Here is a 24,420-nt window from a genome sequence, read left to right on the forward strand (position 1 = left end):
TCTTGATGCTTTTGGTCGGACCGACAAAAAGCATGATTAATTCTAATAACTTAGAGTTAGATGCGGGCGTTAATCCGCCCACATTTTTCCTCATCCCGCTCTAAGCTGTGAAACAGGAGCGATGCGAATACCCTCTGCCGCAAGCGCTTCCCGCATGAGGCGCACGATATCCAGTGCGCCGAGTGTATCGGAATGGAAACAGATGGATTCGAACGCGATGTCGATGTCGCTACCGGTCACGGTTCGCACGCGCCCTTCCTTGCAGGCGCGCACCACCTTTCGCGCGATCGCGGCCGGGTCGGGACGCCCGGCGTCACGGGTAAAGACAATCGAACCACTGTCGTCGTAGTCGCGATCAGCATAGAACTCGCGAATGACCGGCTGCCCGACTTCACGCGCGGCGATGTCCGTCTCCGAACCGGCCATGCAGAAGACGAAGGCGGTCGGTGCCACCGTGCGCATATATTGCAGGAAGATCTGCGAGAGTTCACGGTTGACTGCCATCTCCATGTAAAGCGCGCCGTGGGGCTTCACATGCTGCAGACTCGTGCCGTGCCGTCTTGCAAATTCGCGAATGGCGCCCACCTGGTAGACGATATCGTTGACCAGTTCGCGTGCGGTGCCCGCGATCTTGCGGCGACCGAAACCCTGCAAGTCACGGTAGCCCGGATGCGCCCCGATTCCGACGCCATGCTCGGCGGCGAGCCGCACGGTCTCGTCCATCAGGTTGGGGTCGCCGGCATGGAAGCCCGCGGCAATGTTGGCGGAGCTGATCAGCGCCATGAGCGTCGCATCGTCGGTGTCGCCGATATGCCAGCGACCGAAGGCCTCTCCCATGTCACAGTTGATGTCGACGACGTCGAGCAAAGTCATTCCCTTCGATCAGGGCCGCCTCGAAAGCCGGCCAAACCTTCAATGAAGGAAACGCTAGGAGCATTTAGTGCATTTGAAAAATTCTATTATTATATGCCGAATATCTGTTTTTCAGAATTCGCAGTTGCAATATCACCCATGAGAAAGTACCGCTAAAACCATAGTTTACGTAGGTCTGCCTGCAACGCGGTTAGATATCTGCACAAGGAGCGAGCAGGCTTTCTGAATTTCAGACCTGCATTATCGAAAAATAAGAAGAGAAGTCGATGTCGATCAGCCTTCGCCAGCTTCGCTATTTCGTCGCCACCGCCGAACTCGGGCAGATCTCGCAGGCTGCCGTCGATCTCTCCATTTCGCAGTCGGCCATCACCACCGCGATCAAGGAGCTGGAGCGCATCGTGGGAGCCAGCCTCTTCCTGCGCACGCCGAGCGGCATGGACCTGACCATGGCGGGCCGTCAGTTTCTCTCGCATGCCTACGAGATCCTGAAGAAGGTGGACGAGGCAACGCATCTCAACGTCGTCAGCAGTTCGGTCGAGGGGACGCTCGCCATTGCAGCCACCTATACGGTGATCGGCTACTTCCTGCCACAGCACATCGAGCGGCTGCGGCGGCTGTTCCCAAAGCTCGAGGTTCAGCTGTTCGAGCTCAACCGCGAGTCGATCGAGGAAGGGTTGCTGACGAACCGTTACGATATGGCCGTACTGCTCACGTCAAATATTCTCAATCCCGCGCTTCAAACCGAGAAGCTCATGAGTTCGACGCGGCGGCTTTGGGTTCCCGCCCAGCACCCGCTGCTTGCGCGCGACAATGTCGGTTTTCGTGAGATCGCCCAAGAACCCTACATCATGCTGACGGTCGACGAGGCCGCCCACACCTCGCTCAAATATTGGAGCGCGTCGACCTTTCAGCCGCGCGTCATCCTTCGAACGTCATCGGTGGAAGCGGTTCGGTCTCTGGTCGCCAATGGCCAGGGCGTGGCGATCCTTTCGGACATGGTTCACCGCCCCTGGTCGCTGGAAGGGCGCCGCATCGAAACGATCGACGTGCGCGACGCGGTTCCGGCGATGGATGTCGGCCTCGCGTGGCGCCGAGGCACCGAGTTCACGCCGGCGATGACGGCGCTTCGTTCCTATTTCCAGCAGGCCTTCCACAGTCCGGGCGGCCGGGCCGGCTCCTATGGAGCGGATTGAACGCGGAAGTCCTGGTCCCCGCGCAGCAACGCCTCATGATAGCTCCAGAATTCGGTGACGAAGCGTTCGGCAAGGACGCTATCGGAACCCTGGCTGCGACGGATCGCGAGGAAGCCGGCGTCGACGAAGATGCCGAACGGCCTGACGACGACGCCGCGCCCCCGGAATTCGGTCGCGGACGATGGGTCGATGATCGCAATTCCCGCCCCTTCGGAGACCAGCGTCAGCGCGGTATGGGAAAGGCGCGTTTCCAACGTCGATGACCGCGGAATGCCGGCCAACGCCACCTCTACCCGCATGGCAAACAGCGTACCCGGCTCCAGTGTAATCATGCGCTCGTTGGCGAGATCGGCCGGCATGATGTTTTCCCGGTCGGCAAGCCTGTGACCCGTGGGAACCGCGACGACCGCCGGTATTGGGCGGGTCTCGATCAGGAATCCGGGACGGTCGAGCGGACCGTCGGCAAAGCCGAGGTCCACCTGCCCCGATGCGACCGCCTCAATCACCAGAGACGACGGAATACCGTTGAGCGACGCATGAACGTTCGGCCGGTCGCGCAGGAACCACGCAAGGAAACGCGGCATAATCCCGTTGGCAAGGGCCGGCATCGCGGCAATGCGAAGCATGCCGGCATTCTGTCGGCTGATCTCTTCGGCAAACGCCTTGATGCGCGATAGGCCGACATAGGCGCGCTCCACCTCCTGAAGCAACGTCAGCGCTTCCCGCGTGGGCGTCAACTGGTTTCCCCGACGGTCGAACAGCTTCAGCTTCGTATCGATTTCGAAGTCGCGGATCAGTCGGCTCACCGCCGGCTGGGTGATGGACATCAGCTCCGCCGCCGCCGTCATTTTCCCGGTCAACATGACGGTTCGGAACGCCTCTACCTGACGCAAGTTCATGGATCACCATAATATTTGGTTATGCTCTAGGCCTCATTACGAATTTGACGGTATTGAAGCAAGCTGTCAAACCCACTGAAAACAAACCGTGGCGCCAGGCAGAACCGGCGCCGCACCAAGGGAACAAACTGGTGGGTGCTTTGAGCGCGTATCTCGATCTGATGGGGTTCGCCGAGGGAGCCTGGGGCATGGATATGCTCAGGGCGACGGGCGTTACGCTTTGCGTTGCCCTCAGCGGCTTTGCCGCCGGGGCGGTCTTTGGATGTCTCTCCGCGGCGGCGTCGTTCTCGTCGCTGCGCGCTCTGAGGATATTGGCCGACGGTTACACTACCATCCTGCGCGGCATTCCCGACCTGCTCGTCATCTACCTCTTCTATTTCGGCAGCAGCGCGGTTTTAAGCCAACTCGGCGCGCTGTTCGGTTCCGAGGGCTTCATCAGCGCCCCCGTCTTCCTGACCGGAGCTCTGGCGATCGGCGTTGTTTCAGGCGCCTATCAGGCCGAGGTCTATCGCGGTGCGGTGCTCGCGCTCTCCAAGGGCGAAATTGAGGCGGCAAGGGCCTACGGCATGCCGAACCACCTTCTGTTTCGCCGCATCATCCTCCCCCAGGCGACGCGGTTCGCAATCCCAGGTGTCGGCAATGTCTGGCAACTGGTGCTGAAGGAATCCGCGCTCATCTCGGTGGTGGGGCTGATCGAACTGATGCGACAGGCCCAGATCGGCGCGGGCTCGACCCGCAAACCCTTCACCTTCTTCCTGACGGCTGCGGTGCTTTACCTGCTGATCAGCTTCATGTCCGGCGTCCTGTTCCGGATTGCAGAGAAGCGCGCCATGCGCGGGATCAGGCGGGCACTATGATCGATCTTCCCTTCATCTACGACGCCTTCGTGCAGCTTTGCAGCGGCATCCCGCTGACGCTGCAACTGATGACGGTGTCCGTCGCCTCCGGCGCCGTTCTGGCAATTGTTCTCGCAGCGATGAGACTGTCGTCCTGGCCACCGCTCGACCTCCTGGCGCGGATCTACATCTTCATCTTTCGCGGCACGCCGCTTCTGGTGCAGCTCTATCTCATCTACTACGGCCTCAGCCAGTTTCCCGAACTGCGCAAGACCTTCCTATGGCCGTTCCTGCGGGAGGCCTATTGGTGCGCAGCGCTCGCGCTCGCGCTCAACACAGCAGCCTACAGTGCCGAAATCATCCGCGGCGGCGTGCTGTCAGTGCCTGCGGGACAGATCGAAGCCGCGCGTGCCTATGGGATGAGTGGCTTTACTCTCATTCGCCGCATCATCGCGCCACAGGCGCTGCGGCAGATGCTGCCTGGCTACTCCAACGAAGTGATCTTGATGGTGAAATCGACGGCGCTGGCCTCGACCGTAACCATGATGGAAGTCACAGGGCTGGCGGCAAAACTCATCTCGGCGACCTACCGCCCCGTGGAGATCTTCATCGCCGCCGGCGCGATCTATCTGCTGCTCAATTTCATCGTCAGCCGGCTGTTCAAGCTGTTCGAATACCGGCTTTCGGCCGCGCAGCGCCAACCCCTCTACCGACGTGCCGCAGGAGAAAACGCATGATGAACGCACCCCTTGCGCCGGCCGTGAAGATCACCGGGCTCGAGAAGAGCTACGGTGCCTACAAGGTGCTGCATTCCATCTCGCTCAGTGCCAACCAGGGCGAGGTCGTCTCGATCCTTGGGGCCTCGGGATCCGGCAAGTCCACGCTGCTTCGCTGCATCAACATGCTGGAAGTGCCGGATGCCGGCGAAATCTCCATTCACGGTGAGAGCTACAGGCTTACGCAGCGTTCGGGCTTCGCACCGCGCGTCGCCGATCCGAAGCAACTGCTGCGGCTTCGCTCCCAAGCGACGATGGTGTTCCAGTCCTTCAATCTCTGGTCACACCTGACGATCCTTGAAAATCTGATCGAAGCGCCGGTCCATGTGCAAAAGCGCAAGCGCGCCGAATGCGTCGCGGAGGCCGAAGCCCTCCTCGAGCGGGTGGGGATCGCCGACAAGCGCAACTTCTATCCGGCGCATCTTTCCGGCGGCCAGCAGCAACGTGCGGCGATTGCCCGCGCACTCGCCATGCGACCCAAGATCATGCTGTTCGATGAACCGACGTCGGCACTCGATCCGGAACTGGTCGCCGAGGTGCTGAAGGTCATGCGCGATCTCGCAGCCGAGGGCCGCACCATGCTCGTCGTCACCCATGAGATGGGCTTTGCCCGCGACGTCTCGAGCCGGGTTCTGTTCCTGCACAAGGGGCTGATTGAAGAGGACGGTCGCCCGGAGCAGGTCTTCTCGAACCCGAAGAGCGAGCGCTTCCGCCAGTTCATTTCCAAGCACAACGCCTGAAACCAACTTTGAAAAAACCAAGAGAGGAGAACGCATGAAACTGAAGATTGTCTTGTCTGCCGTCGGCCTGCTGGCAACGGCCCATGTCGCGCAAGCGGAGGACGTGATCCGCATCGCCACCGAAGGCGCCTATGCGCCGTGGAACTTTTCCGGCCCCAACAATGTGCTGGAAGGCTTCGAGATCGACCTGGCGAACGACCTGTGCGGACGCATGAAGGCCAAGTGCGTAATCGTTGCGCAGAACTGGGATGGCATCATCCCTTCGCTGACCGCCGGCAAATACGATGCCATCATGGCGGCCATGAGCATCACGCCGAAGCGGGAGGAAGTGATGGCCTTCTCCGCCCCCTACGCGGCTGCAATCAACTCCTTTGCCGTGATGGAAGACAGCGATCTCGCCAACCTGCCGGAAACCGGCAAGCCGCTTTCGGTCGACTCTGAGGCCGCCAAGCCCGTGCTCGAGGAGATCGCCAGGAAGATCGAGGGCAAGGCTGTCGGCGTACAGGGCTCCACGACGGCTTCCGCGTTCATGGAACAGTACTTTCAAGGTGGCGCCGACGTTCGCGAATACAAGACCACTGAAGAGCACAACTTCGATCTCGCGAGCGCCCGCCTCGACGCAGTCGTGGCCAATGCGACCGTTCTCGCAGCAGCGCTCGAGAAGGACGACATGAAGGGTGCCAAACTCACCGGCCCGCTCTTCTCGGGCAAGGTGTTCGGCATGATCGGCGTCGGACTGCGCAAGGAAGACACCGCACTGAAGGCTCGTTTCGACGACGTCATCAAGGCTGCCGTCGCCGACGGCACGGTGAAGAAGCTCTCCGAGAAGTGGTTCAAGGTGGACGTGAGCCCGCAGGAATAAGCCTCGACAAACCGGCCCGTCCGAGTTTCGGGCGGGCCACGCCACCGGCATACGGACCGAAAAGCATGCGCAGACTACCGGATCAGGACATCGTCATCATTGGAGCAGGCCTTGTGGGCGCCGCCCTCGCCTGGGGCCTTGCGCGCGCGGGTGAGCGGCCGCTGCTTCTGGACGGGGATGATCTGTCGCTGCGCGCATCTCGCGCCAACTTTGCGCTGATCTGGGTTCAGGGAAAGGGGCTCGGCGCTCCCCATTATGCACGCTGGACAATGCGCTCGACCCGCCTTTGGCCGGAATTCGCGGCCGCATTAAAAGAGACTTCCGGTGTCGATGTTGCCCTGAAGCAAAAAGGGGGCTTCACCTTTGCGCTGAGCGAATCCGAGCTGGAACGGACGCATGAAGACGTCGTGACGGTTGCGCGCGAACTTGGCGATGATGCCACCGAACATACCCTGCTCGACCACGCAGAGACGGCGAAACTGGTGCCGGCGATCGGGCGGAATGTCGTCGGCTCCGTCTATTCTCCAATGGATGGCGACGTGAACTCGCTCCGCCTGCTCCGGGCGCTTCATACCGGCATGATAAATCTAGGCGCTGCTTACGAGCCGCATTGTGAGATCGACGAGATCACCCCCCGATCGGGCGGGTTCCAATTGAAGGGTTCCTGGGGCGAGGTTTTCGCCAAACGCATCGTCCTGACGGCTGGCGTCGGCAACAGCCGGCTTGCCGCGATGGTCGGTATTCACGCGCCCTCCGTGCGCAGCAAGGGGCAGATCCTCGTCACAGAAAAATGCCGTCCATTTTTCCCCTACACCTCGGCCACGCTCAGGCAAGCCGACGAAGGCGGCGTGATGATCGGCGACAGCCAGGAAACCCACACCGACTCGATTGCCACCAACCAGGACATCAGCGCGGTTCTGGCCGATCGCGCCATCCGGACATTTCCCTGCCTGAGTGGCGTCAACGTCCTTCGCTCCTGGGCCGGATTCCGCGTCAAGACGCCCGACGGTTTTCCCATTTACGAGCAGTCGACCGCCCATCCCGGTGCCTATGTGGCGATGTGCCATTCCGGCGTGACGCTTGCCGCAATCCATGCGCTCGTCGTCGCCGGTGAGATCGCCACCCAGCAGGCCGTACTTGCCGGCAACACATTCCCCGGCCGGAGATTTCATGTTTCGTAGAATTGATAAAGCAGCGGAAACGGTCGTCGTCACGTTCGACGGTATCCCGATGCGCGTCGACACCGAGCAGACGGTAGCCGCAGCACTCCTTAGCCAAGGTATCAGCACGTTGCGCAGGAGCGTCGTCGGCGATCGCCCACGTGCGCCCTATTGCCTGATGGGTGTCTGCTTCGAATGCCTGGTCACCATCGACGGCATTCAAAACCGGCAGGCTTGCATGACCGTCGTGCGTGACGGGATGGCGATCTCATCGCAAAGCGGTGCCCGCTCTCTGGACGAAGGGTGCTGACGATGGCGCTCCGGAAAATCGACGATCTTCATCTTCTCGACCGCGAATACGATCTCGCGGTCATCGGTGCAGGGCCGGCGGGGATGGCCGCGGCGGCAGAAGCGGCCGCCGCTGGCGCGCGAACGATCCTCCTTGATGAAAACCCCGCCCCCGGCGGCCAGATCTACCGGTCGATCGAAAGGAATTCGCCAACAAGGCGCGCCTTCCTCGGCAAGGACTACTGGAAGGGAAAGGGCGTCTTTAAGGCGTTTCTTCAGTGCGACGCCGCCTACCTGCCCCAAGCACTTGTCTGGAGTGTCGAGCAAGGCGAGACCGATGGAAAGACATCTGTCGAACTGCGCGTTTCGGCCGGTGGCAAGAGCAGCATCGTTCATGCGCGACGGGTCGTGTTCGCCACCGGCGCGATGGAGCGGCCGATGCCCGTAAGGGGGTGGACGATTCCGGGCGTGATGACGATCGGGGCGGCCCAGATCGCACTCAAATCTTCAGGGCTGGTGCCCGACGGCCGCGTTGTTTTGGCAGGCAGCGGCCCCCTGCTTTATCTCTTTGCCGGCCAATTGTTGCAGGCAGGTGGCAACCTCGTCGCAGTACTCGACACCACGCCGCGTTCGAACTGGACGAAGGCGCTGCCTTTCCTGCCCCCATTTCTGGTTTCGCCCTATCTGCTGAAAGGCCTGGCGCTGTTGGCGAAGGTCCGGCGCTCGGTGCCGGTTTTCACCCGCGTCGGGACGATCGAGGTCATCGGTCAGGACCGGGCCACCGCAATCCGCTTCCAGGCGAAGGGCCGGACGGAGGAAATCGACATCGACAGCGTCTTCCTGCATCAGGGAGTCGTCCCGAACAACAGCCTGGCCAACGCGACCGGATGTCTTCTTGCCTGGAATGACCGTCAGAAGTGTTTTCAGCCAGACCTTGGTACACGCGGTCGATCCTCACTGCCGTCGATCTACGTCGCCGGTGACGGCGGCGGCATAGGCGGCGCGCTTGTCGCGGAGGTCGGCGGGCGGATAGCGGCGCTGGCCGCCTGTCTCGATCTCTTTCCGGAGAAGACGCGCCAGATCGGACCGCTCCTGGCGAAGCACGAAAAGCGGCGCAGGGTCTTGTCGCGCGGGCGCACCTTCATCGACACGCTCTATCAGCCCGCTGTGGCGTTTCGCGCACCGACCGATCGGGAGACGATCGCATGCCGCTGCGAAGAAGTGACGGTAGGTGCCATCCGGGATGCCGCCGCGCGCAACGTGGTCGGCCCCAACCAGCTCAAGACGATGCTGCGCTGTGGCATGGGGCCGTGCCAGGGGCGCATGTGCACGGCGACCATCACCGAAATTCTGGCTGACGTGCAACAGCGGTCCCCCGCCGATATCGGCACCTACAGGCTTCGCACACCGATAAAGCCCGTCCCCTTGCGCGAATTCGCCTCGCTCCCCCTCACGCCGGATGCCGTTCAGGCCGTTACCGGCGACCACTCCGACAGAAGCTAACCCCTCAACAAAGGAAACAAAAATGGCAGAACGTCATCTCCGCACGCCCATCATGCACCGCGTCGTTGAACACAACGGCATCGTCTATGTCGGCGGCACGACCTGTGACGACGAGAGCCTCGACATGGCTGGCCAGACCCGCGAAATCCTGGCGAAGATCGATCGTTATCTGGGGGAAGCTGGCACCGACAAGACGAAGCTCCTGACGGCCACGATCTTCGTGACCGACCTGGGCAAGAAGCCGGAGATGGATGCCGTTTGGAAGGCCTGGGTTGGCCCGGAAGAGCTGCCGACCCGCGCGACCGTGGGCGTTGCCGATCTCGGTGGTGACACGCTGATCGAAGTGGTCGTCTCGGCCTACAAGTAGCCGTCGCTGGCCGGATCATGCGAGACGACCGTGTCTCGCATGATCCCGCGCGCCGTCATTCAGGCACGCTCGACCGGGGCTGAAGCTTGTCGAACGGAGCGAACGCCTGTCGCAGAAAATCTATGAGCTTGCTGGCCGCGAGCGATCGTGGATGGTTCCTCGGTGTAAGCAGCCACAGATCGACCGTCGTTTCCGGAACGATACTCCGCCGCACCAGAACGTCGCTGCCAAAATCGAGCCCGACGAACGAAGGCACAATGGAGACGCCGACGCCATTGGCAACGAAACAACAGGCAGTTTCCGAGAGCGGAACCTCGATTCGGTTTCTCTTCTGTACGCCCTTGATCTGGAAGGCACGGTCAATCGTCATCAACGAGCAGTCGTCGCGCGCCAGGGAGACGAAAGGATCGCCGCCGAGATCTTCCAGATCGATGACGGATTTGTCCGCCAGCGGATGGCGCCCGGGAAGCACGCAGACCATCTCGAAGCGCATCAGGCGCTCGGCATCGACGTTGGGATGCTCGAACGGCAGCACGCTGAGGCCGATATCCACCTGTTGGGCCGCGACGAGATCGATGATGCGCGGCGACGGCAGGCTTCGCATCGTGAAGTGAATATCGGGCTGTTCGGCAAGCAGGGGCGAAAGCGCCTGTGCGAGAAAACGCGTGGTCAACGCCGGCGGGGCGACAAGCGTGATCTCCCCCCATTCCTGATTGCGGACAGCATCGGCCAGCCTTGCCACGCGTGCGGTCCCCGAGAACATCTTGGCGACCTCGACCGCGAGCATACGGCCTTCGAGCGTTGGCGTGAGCCGGCCACCGGCTCGAACGAAAAGCTGAAAGCCGCAGGCATCGGAAAAGCTGCGCAGTAGCTTGCTGACCGCCGGCTGAGAGATCCGCATGCGCTCAGCGGCCAGCGTGACGGACCCGGTCTCGACGGTGTTGTGGAACGCCTCCAACTGGCGGATGTTCATGGGTATGCCTCTGCTTGGAATCGAGCAACATGAGTTTCGGTTATAATGAGCGGATAATTTGATATTTGACAATCATACCCTGTCTCGCTTCTCTCACACCAACCAAACACGACAGATCCGGGCGTTCGATCTGCGTCAAAAAGGGAACGAGCATGAGAACAGCGTTGGGAACGGCCCTACTGACTTTGGCGCTTTCAACATCGGCGTATGCCGGCGTCTTGTCGGTATGCGTGGAGGGATCGCCGGAAATCTTCAATCCGCAGCTGAGCAGCAGCGGAACGACGTCGAACGTGCTGGCCAACATCTACGACAATCTGGTGTCCGTGAAGGCAAACAGCTCGGACATCGAACCGGCACTGGCTGAAAGCTGGACGATCTCGGAGGATGGCCGGACCTACACTTTCAAGCTGCGCAAGGGCGTGAAGTGGCAGTCCAACGATCAGTTTACCCCGACGCGGGACTTCAACGCCGATGACGTAGTGTTCACCTTCGACCGGATGCTGAAGTCGGATCATCCCTATGCGAAGATCAGCAAAGGCACCTACATCACCTTCAACACCAAGCTTGCCGATAGCCTGAAAGCGGTCTCCAAAATCGACGACTACACCGTTGCCTTTACCCTGAAGGAACCGCTCGCTCCGTTCATCGGCATCATGGCGCATCAGTCTCTCGCCATCACATCGGCCGAGTACGCCGACGTCCTGATGAAGGCGAGCAAGCCTGAGACCTTCGACATGGTCCCGATCGGGACTGGTCCCTTCGCGTTGCAGGCCTATCAACAGGATGCCGTGGTCCGGCTCGTGCCGTTCAAGGAAACCTGGGGTGTGGCCATCGGTGACAAGAGCCGCACGCCCATGGTCGACGCCCTGGTAATGGCGATCAGCGCCGATGCCCCGGTGCGGCTGCAACGTGCATTGGCCGGCGAGTGCCAGATTGCGCTTTACCCCAACCTTGCCGACCGCGGCCAGATCGAGGACAGCGACACGCTCGAACTGATGCAGACGCCGGTGGCATCGACCGGGTTCATCGACTTCAATTTCCGCGACGAGAAGTTCAGGGACAAGCGGGTCAGAGCCGCACTGGCCGAGGCCATCAACGTCCCGGCACTCGTCGACACCGTCTATAACGGCATGGGCATCGCCACCGGCGCGCTCATCCCTCCGGTTCTCTGGGGGCACGACAGCGAGCTGAAGCCGCACCCCTATGACCCAGAAAAGGCAAAGGCGCTTCTCAAGGAAGCCGGATATCCGGACGGCTTTTCGACCCAGATCTGGGCGATCCCTGTCTATCGTCCCTACATGCCGAACGGTCGCCGCGCCGCCGAGATGATCCAGGCCGACTGGGCCAAGATCGGCGTCAAGGCCGAGGTCGTTACCTTCGAGTGGGGCGAGTACATTCAGCGCGCCAGGGCGGGAGAGGCCCCGGTCGCCATGTTCGGCGGCATCTATGATTTTCCGGACCCGAGCCAGATCCCGAACAACTACTTCATCTGCGATTCCGACGGCAAGCCAAGCCCCTCCAACGTAGGCGCCTGGTGCGACAGCGAATTCATCAGCCTGATGAACGAAGCCGGGCGTATTGCGGACAAGGAGAAGCGCATCGAGCTCTACAAGAAGGCGCAGTCACGCTTCCACGAGGAAGCGCCTGCGGTCATCCTCGGTGGAGCCGATACACTGACGGCCGTCAGCAAGACCGTGCACGGCTTCCAGCCCGCCATTTTCGGTACGAGCCGCTTTTCGGGCGTGACCGTCGACTAGGCTCGCCACACCGGGCAAGCCATGCATTCGCATTGGAGCAAATATGAAAGTCCTGATCATTGGTGCCGGCATTCTTGGCGCCAGCACCGCCTATCACCTCGCGAAAAAGGGCGTCGACGTGGAAGTCGTCGACGCCCAGCACGAGGGAAAGGCAACCCTCGCCGGCGCCGGCATCGTCTGCCCATGGGCGACGAAGCTAGAAGACGGCGATTTCTATGACATGTACGCCGCCGGCGCAGCCTATTATGCCTCCCTGGTCGAGGGCCTTAAGTCGTTTGGCGAGACCGATCTCGGCTATGGCAAGGTCGGTGCGCTCGTCGTGGCCGAGGACAGGCAGGAGTTCGAGGCGGCCGCCGAGCGCGTGGCGCAGCGCGTTGCCAATGTGCCTGAAGCGGGCACGGTCGAATATCTGAGTCCGGCTGCGGCGCGCTTGAAGTTCCCGCCGCTGCGCGAAGGGATGGAAGCGATCTTCATCCCCGGAGCCGCGCGCGTCGATGCGCGCTTGCTCGCAGCCGCAATGCTGCGCGCCGCAAGCTCTCTCGGCGCAAAGGTCAGACAGGATCGCGTTTCGTTGGCCTTGAAGGATGGACGCCCCGTCTGCACGGCCAGCGATGGAACAGCACTTCAAGCGGACGAAGTCGTCGTTACGGCCGGCGCATGGGCATCGCAGATTCTCGACCCGCTGGGCCTTCAGCATCCGGTCGCACCCCAGAAGGGCCAGATCATCCATCTTCGCCTGCCGGGCGTCCAGACATCGAACTGGCCCGTTCTCCTGCCAATGGGCAGCCATTACCTGCTGGCGTTCGATGATTCCCGCGTCGTGATCGGCGCGACGCGCGAGGACAATTCCGGTTTCGACTATCGCGTGACCGCGGGTGGCGAAGCCGAGGTCCTGAACGCCGGACTGACGATCGCTCCGGGGCTTGCGACAGCGACACACATAGAAACACGCATCGGCTTTCGCCCGGCGTCGAGCAACATGAAGCCCATTCTGGGCCGGGTTCCCGGTATCTCGGGCTTGACGGTCGGCAACGGCCTCGGCGCAGCCGGCCTCACCATCGGCCCCTTCGCCGGAAAGCAACTCTCCGAGTTGCTGACGGACGCTCCTCTCGACGTCGATCTCACGCGCTACGCCCCGGCGTAAATCGCCGGTCGGCTTTGAACTCACCATCAATGGAAAAGGAACAATCATGGTAACGCGTTACCGGAAAAATCGCATCATGCATGCAGCCGTGGAACACAATGGCCTTATCTTTGTCGGAGGCCACGCAGCCAGCGACATTTCCGTCGGCATGAAGGAACAGACGCAGCAGGTCTGCGAAAAGTTGGACGGCGTGCTGGCCGAATGCGGCTCGGACAAGACCCAGCTCGTATCTGCCCGGATCTACATCAGCGACATGTCGAAGAAGGAAGAGATGAACGAAGCCTGGCTCGAATGGCTCGACGGCGACGACCTGCCCTCGCGCGCGACCATCGGCGTCGCCGATCTTGGCGATCCCAAGAGGCTTATCGAAGTCGTGGTCGTCGCGGCCAAGAACTAACGCGAGCTTTGGCAGGTCAGGCCTGCCTCTTTCGCTGCCATCTCTGCTAACGGACTTGCAGCGCGCCGAGTGTCTGGCGCGCTGCTTTTCTTTTGCCGCACATGAGCGGAACCCGTGTGCCCGACGTGTCAGCAGCCAATTGAGCGCGCCCATCCGGCAGCGCGTCGCGCCGCCTCGGTCAGCATGGGTTTGGGGGCCTTGTACCACTCGTTCTCAGGAAGCCTGCGCTTGTCGCGAACATGGTCGATTGCGGCGTCCAGGGTTAGGAACTCTTGCGGCAGCGTGAGATGGAGAAACAACGACACGACAGCAACGGAGCGAGAGCGTCCGCCGCGGCAATTGATCAGCACTCCCCCGCGCTCCCGTCTGGGGTAGGACGGCTTCTCCGGCAGGACCTGCTCGAGCGCGGCCCGCAAGATGTAGTGCGCCGCAAGCATCTGCGTGTCCGGGTTTCCATCGCCGTCGATCAGCCCCACCTTGTAGTAGCGGATCTCGCCTGGGCCATGGACACTGTTTCGGTGATCCGAGACGAGCTGCGGCTCTCGGACGAAATTGAAATCCAGATTGACCGCGCAATTGACGACGGTCGTGATGCCGTTGCGACGCAGGAGATCGAGATCACTCGCGCCTTCCTTGCCCGAGATGAAGATGTCGGCGTCATAGGTCGGATGCCTGGCATAGATGAGGCTGAGCCTTGGCAGCTCGCTGCTCGCCTTGTTGGCGGCCATCGTTTCGGTTGGTTCAATTTGCATGCTTTCCTCGTCTCCGCTCATGGCGCTGGAGCTTTGGCCGTACGGCCATCTGAAATGGCCTGCGCGACGCGGTTCAGGGTCGGATAATCGGCACCGGCGCCATAAGCCACATAACCGGGGCACAGATAATCGGCAGAACCGACCGGCACTTTGCCGAGCGGTAGGGGGCGGTAGCGCCCGCCGGCATTTCTGAGGATCAACGTCGCAGCGGCGACATCCCACGCATTGACGCCGAAGCCGGCCGCCGCGTCGACAAAGCCGGCCGCCACATGCGCGATGCTGAGGGCTGCGCTGCCGGGCCGGCGCAATGTCGAGAAGGTCTCGACCAGGTCGCCAAAGCGACGAAGGGCGACATCCTGTCCATCGAGGCGAAAGTCTCTCGAAACGGGATAGCCTGTGATCAGGGTCGCGCGGCTCTCGTCGCTCACTGCCTTGGAAGTGATGACGTCTCCATTCAGATAGGAGCGCTCGAGGTCACCCGAGAAAAGTAGGTCGGCGACCGGGTCGTAGACGACCCCTGCCACGACCACCCCCTCTTCGACTGCGGCGATCGACACGCACCAGAAGGCGAGCCCCCGAGCGAAATTCGCCGTTCCATCGATCGGGTCGACATACCACTGGATTTCGCCTGTGCCGACCTGACCGCCCTCTTCGCCGAGCATGGCCGAGTTCGGCTCGTTCGCGAAAATGTGGTCCCGGATCAGTGCCTCGGCGTTTTTGTCGTGAATCGTCACGATGTCGTGCAGGTCGCGCTTGTAGTCGACCGCCATTTCCGAGCGAAATGCCGCAAGGAGTGGTGCCCCCACGGCCCGGGCCGCGCCCTCGGCTATCTGCATCAGGTGGCGTGATCGGGCAAGTTTGCCCGCTTCATCGGCGCGACTGGGGCTTGCCGCCGGATAAGCGTTGTTCATGCTTTCTTTCCGTTCATGCGGGTGCGGCCGGCGCGACCTGTCCTCGTCATGTCGCGCCGGCCTCGAGTTTCTATTTGCTGTAGTTCACACGCCAGAAGTCCTGCCATTCCTCGCGCCGGTCGAAGTCTTCAAGACCCGTTGCGGCATCGTAGGGGAACAGGCGGTCCGCCACTTCCATAATCCCCGACGGTTCGTCCGCCGGCATCTTGATGTCGGTGTTGGTCGGCAGCTTGCCGTCCTTCATCTGCGGCGCAATGCCCTCTTCCGTCAGAACGTAGTGAATGAAGAGCTTCGCGGCATTCGGGCTTGCGCTCTTCGACGCAACGAGGCCCAGCTTGGTGTAGGTCCAGCCGACCCAGGGCTGAAGCTCCGTGCACAGTCCAAGCTTGTAGCCCTTGCCCTCGTTGTCGCGGAACTTGGCCGAGCTCAAAAGGCCGAAGAACGGCTCCTTCTGGCCGGCCGCACCGACAGCCTCGGCGACCGGATCGTCACCGTCGGTAACCAGCGGCCCGTTTAGTGCGAGCGCCTTGATCCAGGCTGCGGCCGCACTCTTCTCTCCGGTTTCGATATCCTTGCCGAAGTGGCTCTTGTAGGCGTCGGCCACCGCCTTGTCGGCGTGCTTCTCCATCTGGTTGAACCAGTCGGTATAGGTGCTCTTGGTCAGGGGATCGACGAGAGCGATCTTGCCTTTCCACTTCGCCTCCGTCAGCTCCCAGATGTTGCTCACCGGGCATTTGTCGTAGGCCTCGGTGTTGTAGGCCCAGACATTGGCATTGGTCGAAATCGCCAGAGGGTTCTGGAAGGCTGCCGGTATCTTGTCCTTCATGTCCCCAGGCAGATAGCTCTCGACGAAGCCTTGCGGCAGAAGCTGGGCGAGCGCTGCCGGCGCATCGGTAATCAACGCCACATCACCCTGGACATTGCCGGCCTGCGCCTCCCGGATGATCATTTCCAGCTGGCTGTTGGCCGAGACTTTCACGCCCGTTGCCTTGACCCCGTATTTCGCGGTGAAGGCTTCGGCCATCTCGACGATCTTGCCGGTGCTGTCATAGACGTTGATAGGCTTTTCCTTCTTGGCGGCCTCGATCAAGGCGTCGAGATCGAACGCCTCTTCGGCACGCGCTTCAACCGCGACAGCGGTCGCAAGGGCAGCCAACGCCGCCCCCATTGCCAGTAATTTGCTGTTGCCTCTTTTCATGGTTTCCCCTCCCAAGGAGACCGTTTCAGGGTTCACGAGGTTACTTCCGGTAGTTGATCCGCCAGAGGTCCTGCCAGGTTTCCCGCTTGTCGAGATCATCGCCGGCCGTCGCAGCATCGAAGACCATCAGTTCGTCGAGGTGCTTGGAAACGCCGGAGGCTTCGTCAGCCGGCAAGGCGATCGTCCTGTTGCCGGAGATCTTTCCGTCGACGGTCTGCGGCGCGATCCCCTCGGCCGTCATCAGATACCGAACGAAAAGCTTTGCAGCGTTCGGGCTCTTCGTCTGAGCGGCAATCAGGCCGAAGCCGGGATAGAGGAAGCCTGTGAACGGCTCCATGCCGGCGCAAATGCCGAGTTTCAGCCCCTTGGTGGCATTTTCCCGGTACTTTGCGGTCGAGGTGATCGCAAAGAACGGCTCGGCCTGGCCGGGCGCGCCGGCGGCCTCGGCGACAGTCGACGAATCCGAAAGCAGCGGGCCGTTTGCGGCAAATGCCTTGACCCAGGCGGCCGTGGCACTCTCACCTTGTGTATCGAGTGCCTTGCCGTACTGCGCCTCATAGGCCCGCGCGACGTCCTTGTCGCGATGATTGGCGATCTGATTGAACCAATCCGCATAGAGCGGTTTGTCGAACAGATCGAGCATCGCGACCTTCCCCTTCCACTCCGGCTCCGTCAGTTGCCAGATGTTGGTGACGGGGCACTTCTCGTACTTCTCCGTATTGTAGGTCCACACATGCGGATCGGAGACGACCACCAAGGGATTGCGCAGCGGTTCGGGAATGTCGCCCGCAAGATCGGGCGGCGTCCAACTGGTGGCAATGCCTTCAGGAAGCATCTGCCCGACTGCGGAAGCGACATCCATGGCTAGGCTGACATCGCCGACGACGTTGCCTGCCTGATGCTCGCGGATCATGAGTTCGACCTGCGTCGCCTCATTCACCTTCTTGCCGTTTGCCTGGAGCCCGTATTTTTCGCTGAAGGCCTGGACGGTGTCGACAATCTTGCCGGTCACCGCATAGACCGTGATCGGCGGCTCTTTCTTCGCCGCCTCGATCGTCGCATCAAGGTCGAAGCGCTGCTCGCCATGGGCTACGGAAGCCAACGAAACAGAGGCGGCGATAGCCCAGGCGGAGACGGACGCGACCGTCCAAAGCCGACGCGTCCTCATGATCTGATTGCTCATAAAGTTACCCTCAGAGTTCGCTTCACTTCTGGTAGCTGAGCCGCCAGAGGTCCTGCCAGGTCTCACGCGCGTCCCAATCGTCGAGGCTCGTTGCCATCTGATAGGGCATGACCTGATCGATAACTGCGCCGATGCCTGACGGCTCGTCGGCAGGCAGCGAAACATCCTGGTTCGTCGACATCTTCCCGTCCTCGGCCTGCGGCGCGATGCCTTCGGCCGTCATCACATAATGGATGAAGAGCTTCGAGGCGTTGGGGCTGTTGGTACCCTTGGTGATCAGCCCGACACCCGGATACATCCAGCCGAGCCACGGTTTCAGGTCCTTGCAAAGGCCGAGCTTCATACCCTTGTCGGCATTGTCACGGAACTTCGCCGAGCTCATCAGGCCCATGAACGGCTGCGATTGCCCCGGTGCGCCGACCGCGTCGGCGGCTGCCGCATCGGCATCGGTCAGGAGCGGCGCGTTGGCGGCAAGCGCCTTCACCCAGGCGGCCGTCGCGCTGCCGTCGTCGGTTTCGAGCTCCTTGCCATAAAGCTCCTTGTAAGCCGCAGCCACCTTGTCGTCGCCGTGCTTGGCCATCTGGTTGAACCAGTCGACATAGGACGCCTTGCCGAGCGGGTCCTGCATCGCGACCTTGCCCTTCCATTCTGGTCCCGTCAGTTGCCAGATGTTGCTGACCGGGCACTTGTCGAAGAGTTCGGTATTATAGGCCCAGACGTTGGCACTGGTGACCACTGTCAGCGGATCCTGGTACTCCGCGGGAATCTTGGATGCGAGATCCGGCGGCAGCCAGCTTTCGGCAAAGCCCTGCGGAATGAGCTGGGCCATCGCGGCCGGCGCATCGCTGATGATCGACACGTCGCCCTGGATATTGTTCGCCCGGGCCTCGCGAATGATCATCTCGAGCTGGGCGGTCGCCTTGACCTTCGACCCTTCGGCGGCCACGCCATACTTCTCCGCGAAGGCCTTGGCCATTTCGACGATCTTGCCGGTGCTGTCATAGACCGTGATCGGCGCTTCTTTCCGTGCCGCCTCAATGAGGGCGTTCAGGTCGAAGGGCTCCTCCGCCAGCGCCGGCCCGCTGATCGCCACGATCGTCGTCGCCAGCAAGGCGCGCCGAAATGCACGTTGCATCCTGTCAGTTTTCCGAAATTGCATTGTCTGTTCCTCCCTCAGATTCTGTTTCGGTATGGCGTCTGGCGCCCTAGTTCAGTGTGCTCTTGCGCAGCAACGCATCGGCTTCGCTGACGCGTTGACCGTTCATGTCGAAGACGTGCAGCGCCTCGGGCGGCGCGAAATAGGAAACCCTCGCACCGGTCTCGACGCGCGGCAGGGCATTCGTGGTCAGGAAAAGCGTATCGTTGTCGTTCCTGAGCTCGAGGATCCAGCTGCCGCCGGTCGGCAGAACGCCCGTCACCGTCATTTCACCGGTGAAGCTGCCCGCAGGCACATCCTTTGGCTCCATTGCATACCCGATCGCCTCGGGCCGGATGCCGACCGAGCCTATGCCGCGCAGCGACGGATAGCGCTCGCCAAGATAGGCTTCGGCCGCACGCGACATCTCCGAGTCTGCAGGCGAGCCGAAGGTAAGGATGTTGATCGGCGGGCTGCCGACGAATTCCGCAACGAAGCGATTGGCGGGACGATCGTAAATATCGTTCGGCGTGCCCATCTGCTGCAGGGTGCCCTCGTTCATGACGGCAATGGTCGTCGCCAGAGTCATCGCTTCCCACTGGTCATGGGTGACGAAGACGATCGTCGTCTTGAACTCCTTGTGGATGCGCTTGAGCTCGGCCCGCATTTCGAGCCGCAGCCGCGCGTCGAGGTTCGAAAGCGGCTCGTCGAGCAACAGAACTCCCGGATTGACCGCAAGCATGCGGGCAAGCGCCACACGCTGCTGCTGGCCGCCGGAGAGCTGCGAGGGGTAGCGGTCGCGATACTTGGCGATGTCGAGCGCCTGCATGACCTTCTCCACCCGCTGCTCGCGCTCTTCCTTCGGCAGTTTGCGCAGACGCAGGCCGAAATCGGTGTTGCGCTCGATCGTCAGGTGCGGCCAGAGCGCGTAGCTCTGGAAGACGAGGCCCATCTCACGCTTTTCCGGCGGAATGAACACCCCTGCCCGGACCGAGTCGACCACCCTTTCGCCGATGCGGATTTCGCCATCGGAGAGGTTTTCGAGACCGGCGATCATGCGCAGCGTCGTGGTCTTGCCGCAGCCGGAGGGTCCGAGAAGGCACATGAACTCACCATCGCGGATTTCGAGATCGAGGTTCGAAACGGCATTGGCGGAATTGACGCCATAGTTCTTCTGCGCGCCGCTGAGATTGATGGTGGGCATCAGCTTCCGAGTCCTTCTGCGAGATTGGTCTTGGTCAGCTTCTGGGCTGCCAGTGTTCCGAGATAGGCGATGGCGGCGATGATCAGCACGACCGCATTTGCCGCCTGGGTGTAGTGGTAGTCGACGAGCCGCAGGGAGTAGGTCGTCAGGACGTCGGTGCTCGGCACGGCGAGGATGACGAACAGGCTCAATCCCTTGATGCCCGAGATGAACGGCAACAGCACACCGGTGACCAGCGACCCTTTCTGGATCGGGATCACGATCAGCATCATGCGGCGGAACCAGCCGGCGCCGGCGATCTGGGCCGCCTCTTCCGGATCTTTGCCGAGCTGTGTCATGGCGGAGATGCCGGCGCGCGAGGCATAGGGCATCTGGTCGGCAATCAGCGCCAGGATGAGGATGGTGACCGTACCGTAGAGGGCGGGCATCGGTCCGCGTGGCACCGCAAAGAGCGACAGATACGCTGCAGCAAAAGCGATCCCGGGCACCAGATACGGCAGGAAGGTAACCTGCCTCAGGTAGACCGACAGCGCCTTTACCGGCGTGCGGATCACGACATAGCCGACGAGCAATCCGAGGATACCCGAGGTCAGCGATGCAAGGCCGACGATCATCAGCGTGTTCTTCGCGGCCGCCCACAGATCCGGGCTCAGCAACACACCTGTTTGCAGCGCCACGGTATGGAGATCGCGGCCAATCCAGTAATCCAGCGTGAAGTTGTCGAGCGTGAACTGTGCCGGCAGCTTCATGATCGTCGACAGGAACAGGGTCAGAAGCGGCAGCCCGACGCTTAGCAGGAAGATGAGCGCTGCGAAGCCGGTCGCCGGCAGGCGATACTTGCCGAGCCGGCTTTGGCGGTTCATCGAACCCTTGGAGCCGACGGTGACGAAGCGGCGCGCTTCACGAACAAGCCGGGCATCGATCATCAGGGTGATGATGCCGATCAGCATGATCGAGGCTGCGACGACACCGGCGACGCCCGTCTGGCGGGATGCGATGCTGCGGAAGAGTGACGTGGAGAGCACCTCGAACTTGACGGGCAGCCCAAGCACATAGGGCACGCCGAACTCACCGAGGCACTTTGCGAAAATCAGCACCATCGAGGACAGCAATGCCGGGCGCATCAGCGGCAGGATGATCTGCATCGCCACCTGGTAGCGCTTCGCGCCAAGAATGCGGGCAGAGTCTTCAAGCTGGGAATCAAAGCGGCGAAGGGCCGAGCCGAACAGCAGGATGACGAAGGGCGTGTAGTGCAGCGCCAGGATGACGACGATCGGAAAGCGCCCATAGGCAACCCAGTCCGGAGGCGTCAGGCCCATCGCCTCGAACCAGCCCGGCTGGCCGCCGACCGTCCGGTTCTTGAAGAGCGTGGTCCAGGCGAGCGCGAACGTCCAGGCCGGCAGCATGTATGGTACGATGAGTGCGGTTGCGAACCAACGCCGCCCGAACATGTCGGTCCGGCTGATCAACCATGCGAGCACCGTTCCGATCACCAGCGACAGGCTGATAGCTCCGACGGCGACAGATAAAGTGTTAAGAAGCGGCCGCCAGAACAGGTCGACAGAAACAGGCGAAAGGAACGCCCGGTCGAGATAGTAGAGCGTCAGGTCGCCGAAATCCTTGCCGAGCCGCCGCTCGTGCCCGAACTGGACGCGGACGGAATCGAGCACGATCGAAATGATCGGCACGACGATCAGATAGGTGAACAGCAGCGCCGTCAGAATGCCGACCAATGTTGTCGGCTCGCGGGAAGCGACCTTCGCTCGATACCGCCAGCGCTGCCATGCTGTCGGCGCCGTCGCGTCGTCTGGCACTGTCGACGCCTTGGCTGTTTCACTCAATAAGGCCATGCTCTTCCCCTTGGAACTCGACATGCGCAACCTGCTGCGGCGATCGAAGCCGGGCCGCGCTCCAGTAGTGCTGATGGGGAAATAGATGCCGGGCCGCACTTGATGCCGCCGCATTGAAAGCCGCGAACGACGCGAGCCGTCCCGCCTTCCTGGCTGCTCTCCTCCCCACTCGCGGACAGGCCGGATGCCCTGCCAAAACGACGACGCCAACTCCTCAAAGGCGCAACCATTATCGCGAACACAAACGGAACAAATATTCCAGCATTTCTCCGTCAGTGGAATGTATGATCCAATGACAGGGGCGCCTTGTCAATTAAAAAATTGCACACGTGCGCATTGATGTAGTTCGTTGTTTTTATTGATATTTTTATGGAGAATGTATATTATTTTTCGAACACGTGAGCAATCGGCATCAGAAGGCGCTTTCTGGCACCACGATTGGCGGTCGTTTTGCCGGTGAGGGAAACGTGCGGGCGGAGGCTGCGGAGCACCGACTGTGGCCGCTGGTCCGCACTTTTTCGTTGGAATGGGGCAGGTTTTATGGCCCTGATGGGAACGTTCTGATTCAGTGGGGGAATGCATGGCAAGAGGGTTCGTAACCGCCGAGGAAGTCGCAAAGCGCGCGGGCGTTTCGCGCTCGGCGGTATCGCGAACCTTCACGCCCGGCGCCAGCGTTTCCCAGGCGGTCCGCCGCAAGGTGTTGAAGGCTGCAAGAGAACTCGGGTACCGTGTCAACCGGCTCGCGCAGGGCTTGAACAACGACCGATCGAACCTGATCGGTGTCGTCGGGGCCAATCTCAGTTCACCCTTCATATCCAAACAGCTCGATCTTCTGAGCATCGGCCTGTTGCGCCAGGGACTGCAATGCCTGCTGCTCAATGCAGCGGATGCCCGCAAGGATATTGCTCCGCTGATCGAGCTTCTCTTCGAATTCCGCGCGCAGGCCATCGTGGTTCTTTCCGGCGAACCGCCGGAATCAATCGTCGACCAGTGCATCGCCAACGGTGTCAGGCTGATCCTCATCAACCAGAAACTCGACCGGACCGATACGAGCATGGTGTTGAGTGACGATTCCCGAGGCGCCGATCTCGCGGCACTGCGCCTGATCGAGGCCCAATGCAAGAAGGTTGCGGTTGTTTCGAGCGGCAGCCAGACGCCAGCGCAGGTTCGCCGGGCAACGGCGTTCAAGCAGAAGATGGCGGCGGCCGGCATCGACGTCGTTGCCTGGTCCGGCGGCCCGACAAGCTATGAAAGCGGTTATCAGGCGGGTTGCGAGGTCCTGAAAGACCAGGCCATCGATGGAGCCTTCTGCGTCACCGATCTGCTGGCACTCGGTTTTCTCGACGCGGCACGCACCGAAATGCATCGCCGGATCCCGGCCGACCTTTCCGTCGTCGGCTTCGACGATATTCCGCAGGCAAGCTGGAAGAGCTACGAGCTCACCACCGTTGCCCAATCCTTTACCGCCCTGACCGATCACGTGTTGGCCGCGCTTGAATCCGACGATGCGGAAACCCGCCTCCAGGTCGTTCCGGTCGCGATGGTCGAGCGCAAGACGGCAAGACGCTAAACCGCAGTCTCAGGAAGCCGCCTGCCGGATACGACTCTCGATCAACAGTCCGCTCTGATCGAGGATCGGGTGGGCAACAGAAGCGATATGCGCATTGATGCGCTTCAGATCACGCAGCATGTCGAGATGAAGCGAACTGGTCTCGATGCTGTCGGCGCGTCCGTCACGCAACCGCTGCAGATGTTGTTCGGCCGATTGCCGCTCCAGCCGGCGGACGTCCTCTTTCGCCTCGACAAGGCGCCGCGCCATGGTGTTGTCGCGCGTGGCAAACACCGCCTGCGCCATGCGCAGATTGTCGATCGTGATCGCGAAAAGCCGCGGGAGTTCTTCGTGGCCATCGCGGGAAAAGGTCAGGCCCCGGGTGATCTTCTTTGCAAGTTCGGCCAGCAGACCCTTTTCGATGATGTCTCCGATGTGTTCGAGGTTAATGGCACAGTCGGCGATATCGGTCGCTCGATGCAAAAGACCGCCTGCTGTCAGGAATGAGCCTCTACAAAGCCATTCAGAAACGATGGGTGGGGGTCGTCGGGTTGGAAACCTCGTCTACCTAGCGCTTAGGCGTTCGCCCTTCAAATCGTCGATTGTATTTGGTTACAAGCTCTGGCGCTGCTTCGTAGACACGTAGTTTCAGCTCGCTTTTTTGATTTTCGGTCAACGTTCCGGGGCTATAGGTAGAGAGGTCTTCGATAACCGCCGTTCGCGAATATCCGTATTCCCCCATGGCTTCAGCGATAACGCGGTCCTCGACGGCACGCCAATCAACTTCCATGCCATCGGATGTCGCCAGTTCTTCGGTGGCGATCCTTCCAAGAAGGTATCTTGTCTCCGTCGACTGAAGGAGCATGGGAA

Annotated in this window: 24 protein-coding genes and 1 pseudogene; 13 read left to right on the forward strand and 12 right to left on the reverse strand. The window is 61.3% G+C overall.

All coding sequences use genetic code 11. The features are described 5' to 3' along the window. Positions 1 to 90: 90 nt before the first annotated feature. The gene (locus tag LAC81_RS21090; protein ID WP_419195842.1) at positions 91 to 873 is read right to left on the reverse strand and encodes a 5-oxoprolinase subunit PxpA; all 783 of its coding nucleotides are present in this window, start codon (positions 871 to 873) and stop codon (positions 91 to 93) included. A 266-nt stretch (positions 874 to 1,139) separates the two neighbouring features. Between LAC81_RS21090 and LAC81_RS21095 the strand changes: the two genes are divergently transcribed. Further along, on the forward strand, positions 1,140 to 2,066 hold the full coding sequence (locus LAC81_RS21095; protein WP_113537467.1) for a LysR family transcriptional regulator: 927 nt from the start codon (positions 1,140 to 1,142) through the stop codon (positions 2,064 to 2,066). On the opposite strand, the gene LAC81_RS21100 is transcribed toward LAC81_RS21095, so the two are convergent. After that, positions 2,051 to 2,965: a LysR substrate-binding domain-containing protein gene (locus LAC81_RS21100; protein ID WP_223729169.1), complete on the reverse strand. Its 915-nt coding sequence runs from the start codon at positions 2,963 to 2,965 to the stop codon at positions 2,051 to 2,053. The genes LAC81_RS21095 and LAC81_RS21100 overlap by 16 nt on opposite strands. Before the next feature lie 161 nt (positions 2,966 to 3,126). Between LAC81_RS21100 and LAC81_RS21105 the strand changes: the two genes are divergently transcribed. From LAC81_RS21105 to LAC81_RS21140, 8 genes are all read left to right on the forward strand, one after another. Further along, positions 3,127 to 3,822 (forward strand): ABC transporter permease, encoded by a 696-nt coding sequence (locus tag LAC81_RS21105; protein WP_223730418.1) that lies wholly within the window; start codon positions 3,127 to 3,129, stop codon positions 3,820 to 3,822. Continuing rightward, on the forward strand, positions 3,819 to 4,538 hold the full coding sequence (locus LAC81_RS21110) for an ABC transporter permease (RefSeq protein WP_223729170.1): 720 nt from the start codon (positions 3,819 to 3,821) through the stop codon (positions 4,536 to 4,538). The genes LAC81_RS21105 and LAC81_RS21110 overlap by 4 nt, the downstream gene beginning before the upstream one ends. After that, positions 4,538 to 5,317 (forward strand): ABC transporter ATP-binding protein, encoded by a 780-nt coding sequence (locus tag LAC81_RS21115; RefSeq protein ID WP_113537469.1) that lies wholly within the window; start codon positions 4,538 to 4,540, stop codon positions 5,315 to 5,317. Before LAC81_RS21110 ends, LAC81_RS21115 begins: the two co-directional genes overlap by 1 nt. Positions 5,318 to 5,351: 34 nt before the next feature. After that, positions 5,352 to 6,179: a lysine/arginine/ornithine ABC transporter substrate-binding protein gene (locus LAC81_RS21120; protein WP_223729171.1), complete on the forward strand. Its 828-nt coding sequence runs from the start codon at positions 5,352 to 5,354 to the stop codon at positions 6,177 to 6,179. A gap of 65 nt (positions 6,180 to 6,244) precedes the next feature. Next, on the forward strand, positions 6,245 to 7,360 hold the full coding sequence (locus LAC81_RS21125; RefSeq protein WP_223729172.1) for an NAD(P)/FAD-dependent oxidoreductase: 1,116 nt from the start codon (positions 6,245 to 6,247) through the stop codon (positions 7,358 to 7,360). Then, positions 7,350 to 7,649 (forward strand): (2Fe-2S)-binding protein, encoded by a 300-nt coding sequence (locus tag LAC81_RS21130; RefSeq protein WP_223729173.1) that lies wholly within the window; start codon positions 7,350 to 7,352, stop codon positions 7,647 to 7,649. The genes LAC81_RS21125 and LAC81_RS21130 overlap by 11 nt, the downstream gene beginning before the upstream one ends. Positions 7,650 to 7,651: 2 nt before the next feature. Then, a complete protein-coding gene (locus tag LAC81_RS21135; RefSeq protein WP_223729174.1) occupies positions 7,652 to 9,130 on the forward strand; it encodes an NAD(P)/FAD-dependent oxidoreductase in 1,479 nt (492 codons plus the stop codon). Between the two features lie 22 nt (positions 9,131 to 9,152). Continuing rightward, positions 9,153 to 9,497 carry a RidA family protein gene (locus LAC81_RS21140; protein ID WP_223729175.1) on the forward strand — a complete coding sequence of 115 codons (345 nt, stop codon included), beginning with the start codon at positions 9,153 to 9,155 and terminating at the stop codon, positions 9,495 to 9,497. 55 nt (positions 9,498 to 9,552) lie between these two features. Here the strand turns inward: LAC81_RS21140 and LAC81_RS21145 are convergent, their stop codons facing one another. After that, positions 9,553 to 10,470: a LysR substrate-binding domain-containing protein gene (locus LAC81_RS21145; protein ID WP_223729176.1), complete on the reverse strand. Its 918-nt coding sequence runs from the start codon at positions 10,468 to 10,470 to the stop codon at positions 9,553 to 9,555. A 152-nt stretch (positions 10,471 to 10,622) separates the two neighbouring features. Here LAC81_RS21145 and LAC81_RS21150 point away from each other — a divergent pair, with 152 nt between their 5' ends. From LAC81_RS21150 to LAC81_RS21160, 3 genes are read left to right on the forward strand one after another with little or no spacing between them, the layout of a single operon-like run. Beyond that, positions 10,623 to 12,227: an ABC transporter substrate-binding protein gene (locus tag LAC81_RS21150; protein WP_223729177.1), complete on the forward strand. Its 1,605-nt coding sequence runs from the start codon at positions 10,623 to 10,625 to the stop codon at positions 12,225 to 12,227. Positions 12,228 to 12,270: 43 nt separating this feature from the next. Continuing rightward, on the forward strand, positions 12,271 to 13,371 hold the full coding sequence (locus tag LAC81_RS21155; protein WP_223729178.1) for an NAD(P)/FAD-dependent oxidoreductase: 1,101 nt from the start codon (positions 12,271 to 12,273) through the stop codon (positions 13,369 to 13,371). A gap of 46 nt (positions 13,372 to 13,417) precedes the next feature. After that, positions 13,418 to 13,768 (forward strand): RidA family protein, encoded by a 351-nt coding sequence (locus LAC81_RS21160; RefSeq protein WP_223729179.1) that lies wholly within the window; start codon positions 13,418 to 13,420, stop codon positions 13,766 to 13,768. A 128-nt stretch (positions 13,769 to 13,896) separates the two neighbouring features. Here LAC81_RS21160 and LAC81_RS21165 read toward each other — a convergent pair whose 3' ends face one another. The 7 genes from LAC81_RS21165 to LAC81_RS21195 form a co-directional block, all read right to left on the reverse strand. Further along, entirely contained in the window at positions 13,897 to 14,520 is a 624-nt protein-coding gene (locus tag LAC81_RS21165; RefSeq protein ID WP_223729180.1) for a dual specificity protein phosphatase family protein, read from the reverse strand. A gap of 17 nt (positions 14,521 to 14,537) precedes the next feature. Beyond that, a complete protein-coding gene (locus LAC81_RS21170) occupies positions 14,538 to 15,431 on the reverse strand; it encodes an inositol monophosphatase family protein (protein WP_223729181.1) in 894 nt (297 codons plus the stop codon). Between the two features lie 70 nt (positions 15,432 to 15,501). Next, entirely contained in the window at positions 15,502 to 16,599 is a 1,098-nt protein-coding gene (locus LAC81_RS21175; RefSeq protein WP_419195900.1) for an ABC transporter substrate-binding protein, read from the reverse strand. Positions 16,600 to 16,669: 70 nt separating this feature from the next. Continuing rightward, positions 16,670 to 17,812: an ABC transporter substrate-binding protein gene (locus LAC81_RS21180; protein WP_419195841.1), complete on the reverse strand. Its 1,143-nt coding sequence runs from the start codon at positions 17,810 to 17,812 to the stop codon at positions 16,670 to 16,672. 22 nt (positions 17,813 to 17,834) lie between these two features. Continuing rightward, positions 17,835 to 18,947: an ABC transporter substrate-binding protein gene (locus tag LAC81_RS21185; RefSeq protein WP_223729183.1), complete on the reverse strand. Its 1,113-nt coding sequence runs from the start codon at positions 18,945 to 18,947 to the stop codon at positions 17,835 to 17,837. 70 nt (positions 18,948 to 19,017) lie between these two features. Beyond that, a complete protein-coding gene (locus LAC81_RS21190) occupies positions 19,018 to 20,151 on the reverse strand; it encodes an ABC transporter ATP-binding protein (protein ID WP_223729184.1) in 1,134 nt (377 codons plus the stop codon). Continuing rightward, positions 20,151 to 22,001 (reverse strand): ABC transporter permease, encoded by a 1,851-nt coding sequence (locus tag LAC81_RS21195; RefSeq protein ID WP_223729185.1) that lies wholly within the window; start codon positions 21,999 to 22,001, stop codon positions 20,151 to 20,153. The genes LAC81_RS21190 and LAC81_RS21195 overlap by 1 nt, the downstream gene beginning before the upstream one ends. A gap of 580 nt (positions 22,002 to 22,581) precedes the next feature. Here LAC81_RS21195 and LAC81_RS21200 point away from each other — a divergent pair. Continuing rightward, positions 22,582 to 23,571 (forward strand): LacI family DNA-binding transcriptional regulator, encoded by a 990-nt coding sequence (locus LAC81_RS21200; protein ID WP_223729186.1) that lies wholly within the window; start codon positions 22,582 to 22,584, stop codon positions 23,569 to 23,571. Positions 23,572 to 23,580: 9 nt separating this feature from the next. On the opposite strand, the pseudogene LAC81_RS21205 reads toward LAC81_RS21200, so the two are convergent. Together LAC81_RS21205 and LAC81_RS21210 are read right to left on the reverse strand one after the other, a co-directional pair. After that, positions 23,581 to 24,027 (reverse strand): annotated as a pseudogene (locus tag LAC81_RS21205) (PhoU domain-containing protein); the annotation flags it as partial. A gap of 91 nt (positions 24,028 to 24,118) precedes the next feature. After that, positions 24,119 to 24,415: a hypothetical protein gene (locus tag LAC81_RS21210; protein ID WP_223729187.1), complete on the reverse strand. Its 297-nt coding sequence runs from the start codon at positions 24,413 to 24,415 to the stop codon at positions 24,119 to 24,121. Between the last annotated feature and the right edge of the window lie 5 nt (positions 24,416 to 24,420).

This window comes from Ensifer adhaerens, from assembly GCF_020035535.1.
GTDB lineage: Bacteria > Pseudomonadota > Alphaproteobacteria > Rhizobiales > Rhizobiaceae > Ensifer.